This window comes from Spirochaetota bacterium, from assembly GCA_040756435.1.
Lineage (GTDB): Bacteria > Spirochaetota > UBA4802 > UBA4802 > UB4802 > UBA4802.
This window is the reverse complement of the sequence record JBFLZD010000027.1, coordinates 1-14,553: the sequence shown is the minus strand read 5'-3', so window position 1 is coordinate 14,553 and position 14,553 is coordinate 1. Positions and strand designations below refer to the sequence as shown.

Genomic DNA, 14,553 nt, shown 5'->3' with positions numbered 1-14,553 from the left:
TGGAGTTATTATTATGTGGATTTCATTAAATATTATTCAGGATATGGTTGATATTAAAGACATTCCAGTGGCTGATATTGCCAATCGGCTTACCATGTCAACTGCTGAAATTGATTCTATTGAATATTCTCATGAGCTTTTAAAAAATATTTATACTGCAAAAATTTTAGAAGTTAACAAACATCCCAATGCTGATAAACTTACCGTATGCAAAGTGGATACCGGCAATAGTGTGTTACAGGTTGTATGCGGTGCACCAAATCACAAAGCTGGTGATATTGTAGCGCTTGCACCGGTTGGTACTAAATTTACTGACACCTTCACCGTTACAAAAGCAAAACTCAGAGGTGTTGAATCCGAAGGAATGCTGTGTTCGGAGCGTGAACTGGGAATATCTGATGACCACTCAGGTATAATGATATTTCCAGAAAATACTCCCATTGGCATTACCTTAGCACAACTGTACCCAAACCTTATAGATGTTCGTTTAGAGATAGACAATAAATCAATTACCCACAGGCCAGATTTATGGAGCCATACAGGTTTTGCACGTGAAATAGCTGCATTATTTAAAAAGCCTTTTAAATACCCTGTAAATTTTGATCTTGCAAAAGATTTTAAATCTAAAGAAACACTAAAAGTTACTATTAAAAATCCTGAAGGCGCGCCACGTTATTGCGGATTAATGGTAAATAACATTACCATAAAGGAATCACCTGACTGGCTTAAAGCTCGGGTTGAAGCAATCGGCATGCGTCCCATAAACAACATTGTGGATATCACCAATTATGTTATGGCTGAATTGGGTGAGCCAATGCACGCATTTGACCGTACAAAGCTGCGTGGCAATGAAATTATCGTGCGGTTTGCAGAAGATGGCGAGCATTTAACCACACTGGATGGCCAGGAACATGTATTGACATCTGAGGATGTTGTAATAGCCGATAGTGGTGGTGCTATCGCACTGGCTGGTGTTATGGGTGGTGGCAACAGTGAAATTGAAGACAACACAACTTCAATTGTTCTTGAAGCTGCAAATTTTAATCCCGTTTATATACGCCGTACTGCAAACAGATACAATCTGCGTACAGAAGCAGCTATCCGTTTTGAAAAATCACTGGATCCTGAACTTTGCCCTGCTGCAATTATCAGGTGCTATGAACTGATAAAGATGCTTTGTCCTGAAGCTGAAGCAGTAACACCAATTATTGACACCTATCCCATGCCTGCAAAACCAGTCAGTATTTCAACTACTACAGATTTTATCCGAAGAAAATTAGGCCATTCAATTGATGACAACACAATAGTATCTATTCTTACATCCTTAGATTTTAAGGTAACCAAAAATAACAACAGTTTGATTATCGATGTCCCCAGTTATCGTGCAACAAAGGATATTTCAATACCTGATGATATAGTTGAAGAAATTGGCAGAATATATGGATTTGATAATATCCCTGAACAACCACCTTTTGTGCCCTGTGCTCCACCTTCACGCAACAGTAAACGAACGTTTGAAAGGGAAATTAAATCAATTTTGGTCAATGATTTCCATATGACTGAAGTTAGCAATTATTCATTTGTTGGCGAAGCATTGCTTAATAAATTACAATTAAATGAAAACAAAGAATTGCAATTGAAAAATCCACTGTCAAAAGAACAGGACCGTTTACGAAGAAGCCTTATTCCAAATTTAATTGTAAATATAACAACTAACCAGCGCTTCTTTGACGATTTCAAAATTTTTGAATTGGGAAGAATTTACCTTAAAGAAAATAGACTATCAAAAGATTTAGCTACTGAAAATACCAGAGTTACTGGAGTTATATATTCAAAAAAACCTGTTCATCCTGTTTTTTACGATGCCAAAGCCTGCTGCATTGGCATTTTTGAAAAAACATTACGTACTAATTACACTTTGAAGCCAAAAAGCGATAATCTGCCACCATATGCACATCCAGCACGTTCACTGGAACTTTTAATTCATAACAAGCCTGTTGCACTGGTATGTGAACTTCATCCTAAAATTGCCAATGAATTTGAAATTAAAGGACAGGTTGCACTTTTTGATATTGATGTTGATCTGCTGTTATCTTTGCCACAGCAGGATATAGTGTTTAAAGAACTACCAAAATTTCCTGATGTACCTTTTGATATTTCCATATTAACTGATGAAAAGGAATATGCTGCTACACTGGTGGATATGCTCTATAAAGCTGACAGGGAACATATTGCTGATATTGAAGTTATTTCAGTATACAATCAACCACCAATACCACAGGGTAAAAAATCTGTTTCATTCAGAATAACATTCAGAGCCAAAGACCACACATTAACCCCGGAAGAAATTGACAATCTTCAGAAGAAGGTCGTTGCATTTGTAGAAAAGCATGGATATAAGTTGCGATAATGAGGATATCCCAAAAGACACCTCATTGCAATTACTTTGCACCTGCGTCATTGCGAGGAACGAAGTGACGAAGCAATCCCATAGTTGCGAGCGCAGCAAGCGCGTGGCAATTTCATCTTCTACGGTATTAAGATTGCTTTGCTTCGACAAGCTCAGCACTGGTGCTAAGCTCACAATTACATTACACTCACGTCATTGCAAGCCCCACGGTTGGTTTTGAGACGACCCCAAACTGCCCACTGTAGATTGGACAGTAATAATACTATAATTAATCATAGTTTAGGCTTATATGGATTTGGCACAAAAATCTTATACACATACGATAAGCCATTCTGCACCACATCTTCTATTTCACATTGTAAAACTATATCATTTCCATTGTTATTATAAACAATTACTTCAATATAATCATGGATGTGAAGTATTTTATTTGATTTTACCGGGTAAAATTTCCCTATTCGCATAATTGTTATTAATGTATAAATTCTCTTTCCCATGGGTAATGGGCTCTATTTTGTTTTAATGCTGTTTCTTCCTTTTTAAACATTGTGAATTCATCCCACAAATCCTGAGTAAAATATTTTGGCTTAATAAATAACTCAACCTCGCCTTTTTTTAACGTATATTTATCATCAACATGCTGAAACAAATGGTTCCAGGATACAACTTTAAACCGCAATGGCAAAATTATATTTTGCGTTATTTCATTCGTTTTATGCTTAACGGAAAAAACATTGGGATTATAATTTTCAGGACTTTCATAAATAACTTTTGTAATGATATTTTTTTTATTAATAACAAGACCAATAACTTCAATATCATGTTTGCCAAACATAATTTTTTGCAGTTTTAACCCTCCTGTGTAAATGTTTCGGCTTAACCATGGTATAAATCCTCTGGTATTATTAACTTCTCGTTCCCAGAAATAATGATATGCAATATATGTATTTCCTTTATCATCTACACTTGCGCGGTAATATACAGCGTATGGATATTCATATTCAGAATTTGAAATAATATATGGGCAATATTTATCTGCCAATGCATCATTTTTGATTGGCGTAAATCCAGGTATATCAGTTTCATTTACACGTACTGTCTTATTTGCAACATATGTTACAAATCCAATAAGTATAACTAACAAAATCACTACAATTGATAGTATAATTTTTTTCATGAAAAACTCCCTTTATCTGAAATGAATATTACTTGCTATTCCGTAAAGCTGTCAGTGTGTCCTTCAATTGTTTTAACTCTTCCCCATATTTTGCCCAGTTACCCTGACGTTGATATTCCTCAGCCTGAATAAAATGCATATAAGCCTTATTAATGAGATCTTTTAACCCGTAATCCGTAGAATAATCAAAACTTATTCCACCTCCTTCGGTAAATAGTCGTGAAAGTGCCATTGAAAGATTTTCTTCCATAACAATTTTATCTCTATATGAAACAATAACTCTTTTTAATTCCGGCATTTCACTTGTTTCGGCTTTAAGGTATAATGGTTCAATAAAAAGAATTGAATCCTTAACTGGCAGTACTAACATGTTCCCACGTATTACCCGTGAACCACGTTGACTCCACAATGTTAGCTGTTTTGAAATTTCTGCATCCTGATTTATTCGGGCTTCAATCTGCATAGGCCCAAAGTTAAGTTTATCCTTGGGCAATGTGTATAATAATAATTGTCCATAAGAAGGCATATCACAGCGGGCAACCAGAAATCCTATCATATTGTCTTTCTTGGCGGGTGTAAAAGGCAATATTAAAAGAAATTCAGTTGTTTTTTCACCAGGCAAAGCGGTTACAAGATAGTAACTATGCATATACTCTTTTTCGTTTTCATATATCTGCAGTGGAATATCCCATAAATCCTCATTATTATAAAAAACATTTATATTTGTCATGTGATACCGCAACAGTTGCTGTGCCTGAAGATTAAATAAGCCTTCAGGATAACGCAGGTGTACCTGTAATTCTGAAGGCATTTTATCAATAGGAAGAAATAAATTTTTAAAAATTTTGGAATATGCATTAATTACAGGATCATTTGGATCAGAGATATAATATGTAATGCTGCCATTGTATGCATCAATAACAATTTTCACTGCATTTCGGATATAATTTATTGATTCACCATGTTCCAATTGCACTGGTGATGAATACGGAAATGCATTTGAAGATGTATATCCATCAATAATCCAGTATATTTTACCTCCCGCAACTACAACGTATGGGTCAGAATCATAATATAAAAATGGAGTGATGGCTTTTATCATTTCGGTTATATTTCTTCGGAAATGGATTCTGCTTGTACTGGTTATCACATTAGAAATTAAAATATTAAAGTCACCAAAGGCTATTGCATACATAGCTCGTTTTATAACCGAATCAAGTACATCACCTCCTGTTCCAGTATACAGTGTATATTTGTTTTCATCACCATACGGATAATCAAATTCACCAGGAGTTACTCGTGTATTAGTAATAATGTATGCATTATTATGTTCACCATAATATATTTGTGGTACTTCAACGGGTATCTGTATTTTGTATTTTGGAGGGATATCATACAGTACAAGTTCCGGAAGCCCTTCAGGTGTAATTCTATCTACTCTGCTGGCAACAATACCATAACCATGAGTAAAAATCAAATGATTGTTCAACCATGAATTTTTTGAAACGGTTAATTTACTGTTATCCAATTCCCGCGCCGATATATTAAGTGCAACTTTCTGATTGTTTACAGAATACCGTACTATATCAACATCAATAAAATCATAATAAGGTTTTAAACCCTGTAATTGCTTATATGTTTGTTTTAAAGGGCGCCAGTCCCAAAGACGTATATTATTAACCACATCCTTGTTCATTTCTAAATCACGCAATGTCAACGTAGGCGCATTTTCAAAGGGCATCTCTTTGATTGCATTGAGCCCAAAAGCTAACCGTGTGAATTCAATATTATATTTAATGTATGGAGATTCTTTTTCCAATTCATTTGGATCAACAATGAAGCGTTGCTGCAATGCAGGAAAGATTGTCCCAAATATAAAATAAACTGGCAATAAGGTTATTAAAATAATCACTGGCAATTTAAAGCTGCGTGTAATTATATTGGCAAAAAGCAAAATAGCAGCAATTACTGATATTACTATGCATATGTCATAAGCTAGCAATTTTGCATGAACATCAGTATAACCTGCACCAAAAAACTTTGCCCTGTTATTAAACAATAAATCATATGAAAGTAACCGGTACCCGGTTGCAATGAGTAACACAATTAAACCCATAAGTGTAGACAGATGCGCACGTGCAAAACGGGAAAATTCCAGCTTGCCATCTTGCGAAAAAATCCCATTATTCAATATATGAAAGAAAAAAGAGAATATAGTTATTATCGAAAGTGAAACCAATGACCACCGAAACATGAATTTATAGAATGGAAGAGTGAATACATAAAATCCTATGTCTTTATTAAACAGGGGATCGTTTGGGAAGCCAGTAAATGAAACTGCATTTTTATACATTAAATATTCTTTCCAGTAAGCTGAAGCCCATAAACCCATAAAAAAACCTAAAACTATTACACCTGCAGCTAATAAAACAAACAACAGGTTGCGGGTTGTTCCAAATCCTGGGATTCGAATTCTATCCAGAATGTTTTTTGTGAATATTCTACCTTTGCCCCCCAAAATCCTTATAAGAATAAAATTAAGTATGAATAATCCTATGAACAAACCCCAAAATAACGTCTGTACGTTAAACTTTGAAAAGAAGAGAATCCAGAATATATCCAGATGGTTATACATTGAAAACCAGCGATAATCAATATAAAAATTACCCACTGAATATACCAATACATATAAAACCATGAAAACAATCAGTGCTATTAAAAACTTTCTATTCATGGATTACTCCATTATTTTTGTTATTATCAATTTTTTTTCATCTGTTCAGCGCGTTCTTTTAATATTGCATTGAGTTTAGCTTCATCTTCCGGGAATGTCCATATCATTACCAGTAATAATAATCCACACACAAGCCAGAAAAGATTTGCAACATTAAATGCCATAATCCTTCCAAACCATACAATGAGTGCACTTATGATAACCGGTCCAAATCCCTTACCAAGATCATCAGTAAGATTATAAAGTGAAAATATTGAACCACGTGTTTCAGGAGTATTAACATTGAGCAAGATTGCTCTAACATTTGGTCCTGTTATGGTAACTGTAAAGCCAGTTACAAACCCAAATATAAGAGGCCAGGTTGGATCAGGTTCTGGAACGATTATTTGTGGAGTATAATTAAGCAATAATGCCATGGGAATTATACCCACAAGTGTAGAGGTTCCACAAAGCATTGGTAAATATTTTGGTTTAATATTATACAGTTTATTCCCAACAAGGCCACCAACAAATGCACCAATAATTGCAGCAGCACCAACTGTCATAACAATGAGTGTAGCCATCTGGACAGAATATCCTTTATCCTGCGAATAAAAATCATTTAAAAATATAAAGAATACACCCCATGGAACAGTGCCCGGTATACCCTGTAAAAAGACAAGAATATTGGTTTTAATCTTAAATAAATTTTTATATTCTTTCCAGTTAATGCGTCCAGTATATGCAATTCCTTCTTCAATCAATTCCTTAAGACTTTCTTCTGTCTTACCACGCTGTGGTTCTTTTACAAACAGCAAGAAAATAATTGCCAGTAAAAAATTAGGTATAGCAACCAGTATAAATGGCAACCTCCATCCATATACAGGCCCAATAAAACCCGCCATAAGCTGCCCAACTGCAATTCCTAAACCCTGTGCCAATCCAATCCATGCTGCAGCAGCCGCCCTGTTTTTATGTGAAAAATAATCACCAATCAGTGAAAATGTTAAAGGAAGAGCTCCCCCAATTCCTATTCCTGTTAATGCCCTCAGCCAGAATAGCTGATCATAATTTTGAGCATAGCCAGTAAGCAAACAGGGAATTTCACCAACAAGAATAACAAATAAAAAAAGATTACGACGTGATATTTTATCAGTAAGATAACCAATGGCAAGAGTCACAAGCCCACCCAGCACCCAGAATACAAATGATATTCGCCCGCCTAACATGACATCTCGCTGAACATCATTAAATCCAAAGTCATGGGCAATCTGTGTCAGATTAGGTGCCATCAGATTCTGATCAGCAAATAAAAATAGATTCATCAATGCAATAAGGAGTATTGCAAATATTTCACTTTTAGCAAATTTTTGTTCTGCCATACATATCCCCCACACTGTAAATACTCTCTGAAATACGAAAGTTCATTGTAAATACCATCACATTATAATAAATGCAAGGATTTTTTTATTAAATTATTTATGAAGCAACCTTTCTTCATTCAGGAAAAGGCACTATCAAAATGCCATTTTCAGCATCTCCAAATGAATAACAACCTTTATGCATGCAGTGGTATATTGTATATGCACACACTAGCGCATCAAGATAATCTTCATATGTTTTTAATTGTTTACCTTTAGCTTGTGCGATAGTTCCTGTAAATAAATCATCACATGTAATAACGCCTTTTATATAATTATATAATTTTTCCATATTCTTTCTGCGCACTGTAACACCATATTTCGATTTATACTGTAAAAGTTTCATATTATTAAAACATATCATAATTGTTGCATGAGGATATACTTCATAAATGTTGTTCTTATTAAAACTATAGCCCAGAGCACTCAATTCCCGGTATAACACTTCGGGAAAAAAATATGGATACCGTTTTTTATTTACTGCATGCAGTCCAAGCCCAAATCGGGAAAATACTTTTAAAAATTCATTTTCATGTTTGCGATGTCCTGTTTGATTTCTAATAATAAGAGGTGCATCAATACCTATAATTGCATCTTTAAAAGGAACTATCGCCAAAATTAATTTTTTAATATCATTTGTATAACAATTTTCAATGACCTGTAACGTATTATCACACACAACAACTGCTGTATTATTTTTGCCACTCCATGATGGATCTATACCAATATAATGCATACTATTATCCTGATAAAAAGATAAGACGCACTGTATGTGCGCCTTATCAAACTTTTATAATAATACTCTATTTTCTATCCAGCCTGTTCTTTCTGCATTTTTTCAAGTTCCATCTTCCTGAGTTCTTTACGTAATATTTTCCCTACATTGCTCTTTGGCAAACTATCAATAAATTCTACCATCTTTGGAACTTTGTAAGCAGCTAATTTTGTTTTACAATAGTCTATTACTTCCTGTTCAGTCATTGTTTCACCAGGCTTCAATACCACAAACGCTTTGACGGTTTCACCACGATATTTATCAGGAACTCCTATTGCACATGCTTCCATAATTTTTGGATGTTCAAAGAGCACTTCATCTATATCACGTGGGTAGATGTTATATCCACCTGCAATAATCATATCTTTCTTCCTATCAACAATATAGAAATAGCCGTTTTCGTCCATTTTACCAATGTCACCTGTATATAACCATCCATCGCGAAGTGTTTTTGCTGTTTCATCAGGCATCTTGTAATAACCACTCATAACCTGAGGCCCCCTGATACATACTTCACCTTCCTGTCCCAATGGCATTTCTTTTGTTCCTTCTTCCAGATCAACAATCTTTATTTCTGTATCAGGAACTGGCAATCCAATAGAACCCTGTATTGTTTTCCCACCATACGGATTTATTGTTGCAACAGGCGAAGTTTCAGACAATCCATAGCCTTCGCAAATCTGGGCGCCTGTTTTTGCTTCAAATTCTTTTATAACATCAACAGGCAATGGTGCTGCACCTGAAAAGCAACCCCGAATACTTGATATATCCGTATCTTTGATTTTTGGATGATTTAATAATCCAACATACATTGTGGGAACAGCAGGGAAGAAATTCACTTTATATTTTACTATAGCTTCAAGGATGGCACCAGGTTCAGGCCGAGGTATCAACACCTGTGTCCACCCCTGCCAGAGACAAAGGTTCATTACCGTGGTTAGTCCAAATGAATGGAAATACGGTAAAATACCTAAGCTTGTTAACTCACCGCGTTTAAATCCAGGAAACCATGCATTTATTTGCTGTAAATTGCATGATAAATTTTTGTGTGTAAGCATTACACCTTTACTTACACCAGTCGTTCCACCTGTGTACTGTAAATTGGCCAGATCATTGAATTTTGCCATGGTACCCGGATCATTATCAGGATATTTTTTTAATAAATCAGTCCATTCATATACATCCTGAGTAGGTGGTATATCTTTATGTTTATCTTTTGCCACTATTGGTAAAAGTTGTTTTTTGGGAAATCCTAAATGGTCACGGATATGAGCAATTATAATTTTTTTAACCGGCGTTTTTGGGCGTAATGCAATCATGCGTGGGCCTAACAAATCTAGTGTTATTAAAACAGTTGATTCTGAATTGTTTAATTGGTATTCCAACTCATGATCAGTATATAATGGATTATTCATTACCACAACTGCACCAACTTTCCATGCAGCATATGATCCAATAACTATCTGTGGCATATTTGGCATTAACATTGCAACCTTATCCCCAGGCTTTACCCCCATATCAATCAATGCATTTGCTATTTTGTTAACCATTGACTGCATCTTCTTAAAACTGATCTTAGCATCAAGAAAGATCAGCGCATTCTTATTTGGATATTCTTTTGCTGACCTTTCAAATCCATGCACAACGGTTATCTCATCGTATTTGATTGAATGAGGTACCCCTGGCGCATAGGATTTTAACCAAACTTTTTCCATTGCAAACCTCCTGCGATTTTTTTAATTTAAAAAACCAGAAACGATGGATCATAGAAGTGAATTTTTTATTTAATACGTTGATATAATTCAAGCAATATATGATAACAATGTCAACAATTTATTTATATATAACACATTTTTAATATTATTGAATATTAATAACATTATATACTTTTATATTTAGAAATTTTTTTATAGACACTATGTCTTTAAACTTACTGTATTTTCTATAAATATAAATACCAATTTTAATAATAAATGCATTTTTTATCAATGGTGTAATAATTTATTTATAGTTAAGATCTATTATAACATACGGTTAATGTTTTTTATTATGTTTACAGTACTATCCATCCTAACAAATGAATTTATAAACAGAACATGAAATTATATATACTCGGCAATGTCCATGGATATCTGCTTCTAAATGCTAAATATAATTGTATTGAATTCTTATTGTTGTAAATCAGCAATAATTCCTTAAAAAATTTCATAATGAATATAGTGTACACGACCGCCGCCGAAGTCGGCGGGGGTGTACACTATTTTATATTTTGTTCAAATTTCCACATTTAGGAATAATTAGTGGTTTTAAATTATTTTTCATTTAATAAAAAATTCATTGCAAAATATGTTATTAATACTTTTTTATCAATAATTATTATTAAGAGGTTTATTATGAAAAATAAAAAAGTATTTTCACGAACTATTGATATTATGTGTTATGAAGATGAACAGGATTCGGTTATTGTAGAAGGCGAGATAAAGGATACCCGTTTATGCCCTTATTATCTGGTTACTGGTGAAAAAAAAGATCCAGGCATTCTCCATAATATGAAGATTACAATGAAGGTTAGTGGAAATTCTTTGACTATAAGTGATATTCATGTGGAAATGATACATTATCCACGGGTAGAGTGCATTGATGCAAATAAAAACATACACAAACTGAATGGCTTATCCATTACCAGGGGATTTACAAAAGCTGTGAAGGATATTATTGGTGGAACCAGTGGATGCACACACGTTGCAAATTGTATTTTAGCTATGGCACCAGCTGCTGTTCAGGGTTTCTGGGCACATAAAGCACAAAAACCTGTTACAAAAGAATTTGCCAATCAGGGATCAATGAGCCATTATTTAATTGATACCTGTTATGTATGGCGCAAAGATGGACCAATGATACAAAAATTATCAGATACTATCAATAAAATAAAGAGCTAAAAAATGCATTTAATATAAATTATATTATTGAGGGAACATGTAATGTTTGGATATCATGGCAAAATATTAGAAGTTAACTTAACCACTACAAGTATAAATATTAAAAATTTTAACGAAGATTTTGCAAGGCTTTATTTAGGTGGCAATGGTTTTGCGGCAAAAATACTGTATGATACAGTAAAACCAGACACAAATCCTTTATCTGAAGATAATGCAGTAGTCTTTGCAACAGGTCCGTTTACTGGTGGCCATGTATGGGGTGGAAGCCGTGGGCATTGTGCCAGCATTTCCCCATTAACCAACATATTTTGTGATTCAAACTTTGGCGGAAATTTTGCAGCAATGTTTAAGCGAACAGGCTTTGATGCAATAGTTATAAAGGGAAAAGCATCTTCACCGGTATATATTCATATTGATAATGAGATAGTGACTATAAAGGATGCGACTTCAATATGGGGCAAAACAGTTTCTGAGGCTTATTTACTATTATCAAAAGAAAACAAGAAAAGGATTGAATCAGCATTAATTGGCCCTGCAGGTGAAAATCTTGTACGATATGCATCTGTAATATGCAGTGGAACTCGAGTGAGTGCTGCTGGTCGCGGTGGTATAGGTACAGTTTTGGGAGCAAAATTATGTAAAGGTATAGTAGTTTCCGGTGACAAAAAGCTTGAAATCTTTGATATAGATAAACTAAAAAATTGTCTCAATCAACTTTATCCGGGAATGAAAGAACGTGCCAAACATTTAACCGAATTTGGTACACCAGTACTGGTACAGATGATCAATAGCAGGGGAAAATTATGTACTCGAAATAACCAGAAAGAACAATTTGATAAGGCTTATGTGATAAGTGGTGAATACATCAAAGACCATCATAAGAAAAAAAATATTGCCTGCCACGGCTGCCCCATAGCATGCGGCAAACTTGTTGATGTCCCCTATGGTACCTATACTGGTTCTCATGTTAAAATGCCCGAATATGAAACTATTTACTCAATAGGCTCTATGCTGGAAAACAGTGATGTTGTTTCTATTTACAATGCTAATACAGTTTGTGATGAAATGGGAATGGATACCATAAGTTTTGGTGTTACTCTTGCATTTCTAACTGAGTGTGTAGAAAAAGGACTTATAAAAAATTCAGACTTAGAAATTCCTTTGCATTTTGGAAAATGGAATCATTTAACAGAAATTGGTGAATGTGCTGCATATCAAAAAGGTCTTTTAGGTAAATTACTGGCAATGGGTTCCAAACGATTATCTGAATACATAGGTAGAGAATCACAAAATTATCTTTATGAAGTAAAAGGATTAGAAATAGCAGGACACTCTGCACGAGGACTACGTCAGATGAGTCTGGGATATGCAACAGCAACACGAGGTGGTAGTCATCATGATACACGCCCAACTTATTATCCCAATGATCCAGAAGTAGATCCTGGATTTACTCATCAGCCTGAGTATTCTTTTAACTCACAAAACAATACTGCTGTTGGTGATTCTTTAGTATTATGCCGATTTATCCATGAACGTAGTTTTGGCTCACAGATTAATGAAACTTTAGCTGAAGCACTATCATACGTTACTGGATGGAATATAACAAAACAGGAATTAGTAGAAATTGGTGAACGTATTTATACAATAGAGCGACTCATCAATGTGTCTCGTGGAATTGATAGAAAAATTGATGTGTTGCCCTACCGTGTAATGAACGAACCCATCCCTGATGGACCATCAAAAGGGTGGATGTGTACAACTGAAGATCTACAAAAAATGCTTGATGAGTACTATGGATTACGTGGATGGGATAAAAACGGTATACCTACTAAAGAAACATTGCAAAGATTAAAGATTGTATAGTCTAACTGTACATCTGATGTTTTTTAATTTTGTGCATATGAACTAATTTATAATTAGGGTTTACTGTACATTCAACAATACTTGTATATTGAATAGTGTTAAATTTTCCATAACCACATATTATAATATGCACTTTCTTTTATCCAGGCTGCAACAAAAGATAGTTCCAAAGTAAAATACCTTTTGATTTCTATACTCAATAATCCTTCAACAGCTTACTATTCTAAAACCTTTGTTGAGTACTTCAATCTAAGACAAGTTATCCTTCTTCGATAGAAGGTTGCTAGATTTATCGAAGCACTCAGGGGCCATCTATAATATCTAGTTAGTGAGCACAATGACTTCGGGTTTCTGAACCTGTCGAAGCATGGTTGCTGAGCACTAAGGCTGAGCCTAGTGCCCACCTGTCGAAGCAATAAAGCCTGTATCCACATAAATCGATTTCCCATACGGGCCATCCTTGAGTATACGCATACCTTTGGCATCGTAATTATACGTGGTTGTTACCCCTTTGCCCGCTGTAGTGTCCACTGTCTTTGTGAGCCTATTATCGTCATCCCAGTAGAGCACCCTGTTGTAATCCTTTGCCGTATCGTATACCGCTATCATATTCCCATTGGCATCATACCGATACGTTAGGTTGTCATTGATATTAGTTACCGCATGCGGCTTGTTTGACTCATAGCTATAACTGTAGTTATACGTTAGGCCTGCATCATCCTGCCCCTTAACCTTTACCACCTGGAGCTTCTTCATAATATTGCCTATACTGCTATAGGTAAATTCATTACGGTAACTGTTCACCGTGTTCCCACTCTCTTCTATGCTACCCTCTGCCTCGGTCAGTCGATACAAACTATCATAGCTATAACTATGCCGTATGCTTTTTACAATGTTGTTACTCATCACAACACCGTTTTCACTTCTTGTCAATATATTTCCTACCCTGTCATACGCATACGCTATGTTTTGCAAGGTACTATCGCCCTGTTGTGTGACAAGCTTCACAAGCCGGTGCATCGTTGCATCATATTGGTACTGTGTTACCACGCCATTGCCGTATTCCACTTTCGTGCGGCTGCCATACTGGTCATACTCTATGTTTTTTACATACTCGGTGCGATAGTCACCTGCGTAGCCCACCACACCTCTTACCTGGCCTCCCGCGTCATAAGCATAATGCACACTAAAGCCATTGCTATACCATATACTGCGCACCCTGCCAAAATTGTCCCACTTCCACTGTATGGTGTAG

The 14,553-nt window shown here is 35.2% G+C and carries 10 protein-coding genes; 3 read left to right on the top strand and 7 right to left on the bottom strand.

The annotated features are described in order from the left end of the window. Positions 1–13: 13 nt before the first annotated feature. On the top strand, positions 14–2,410 hold the full coding sequence (gene pheT, locus AB1444_09010) for a phenylalanine--tRNA ligase subunit beta (GenBank protein MEW6526790.1): 2,397 nt from the start codon (positions 14–16) through the stop codon (positions 2,408–2,410). A gap of 272 nt (positions 2,411–2,682) precedes the next feature. Here pheT and AB1444_09005 read toward each other — a convergent pair whose 3' ends face one another. From AB1444_09005 to AB1444_08980, 6 genes are all read right to left on the bottom strand, one after another. Then, positions 2,683–2,907, bottom strand: coding sequence for a hypothetical protein (locus AB1444_09005; protein MEW6526789.1), 225 nt, complete (start codon positions 2,905–2,907; stop codon positions 2,683–2,685). Next, positions 2,883–3,587, bottom strand: coding sequence for a hypothetical protein (locus AB1444_09000; GenBank protein MEW6526788.1), 705 nt, complete (start codon positions 3,585–3,587; stop codon positions 2,883–2,885). The genes AB1444_09005 and AB1444_09000 overlap by 25 nt, the downstream gene beginning before the upstream one ends. A gap of 28 nt (positions 3,588–3,615) precedes the next feature. Further along, positions 3,616–6,321, bottom strand: a complete 2,706-nt coding sequence (locus AB1444_08995) for a UPF0182 family protein (protein ID MEW6526787.1) — start codon at positions 6,319–6,321, stop codon at positions 3,616–3,618. 26 nt (positions 6,322–6,347) lie between these two features. Continuing rightward, complete coding sequence (locus AB1444_08990) at positions 6,348–7,682, bottom strand: MFS transporter (GenBank protein ID MEW6526786.1); 1,335 nt, start codon at positions 7,680–7,682, stop codon at positions 6,348–6,350. 115 nt (positions 7,683–7,797) lie between these two features. Then, positions 7,798–8,457, bottom strand: coding sequence for a DUF429 domain-containing protein (locus AB1444_08985; protein ID MEW6526785.1), 660 nt, complete (start codon positions 8,455–8,457; stop codon positions 7,798–7,800). Positions 8,458–8,531: 74 nt separating this feature from the next. Then, on the bottom strand, positions 8,532–10,211 hold the full coding sequence (locus tag AB1444_08980; GenBank protein MEW6526784.1) for a long-chain fatty acid--CoA ligase: 1,680 nt from the start codon (positions 10,209–10,211) through the stop codon (positions 8,532–8,534). A 678-nt stretch (positions 10,212–10,889) separates the two neighbouring features. On the opposite strand from AB1444_08980, the gene AB1444_08975 reads away from it, so the two are divergent. Continuing rightward, the gene (locus AB1444_08975) at positions 10,890–11,435 is read left to right on the top strand and encodes a DUF2889 domain-containing protein (protein MEW6526783.1); all 546 of its coding nucleotides are present in this window, start codon (positions 10,890–10,892) and stop codon (positions 11,433–11,435) included. A gap of 42 nt (positions 11,436–11,477) precedes the next feature. Next, positions 11,478–13,298: an aldehyde ferredoxin oxidoreductase family protein gene (locus tag AB1444_08970; protein ID MEW6526782.1), complete on the top strand. Its 1,821-nt coding sequence runs from the start codon at positions 11,478–11,480 to the stop codon at positions 13,296–13,298. 393 nt (positions 13,299–13,691) lie between these two features. Here AB1444_08970 and AB1444_08965 read toward each other — a convergent pair. Next, positions 13,692–14,553 (bottom strand): hypothetical protein (locus tag AB1444_08965; protein ID MEW6526781.1); only part of this gene is annotated, 862 nt, incomplete at its 5' end.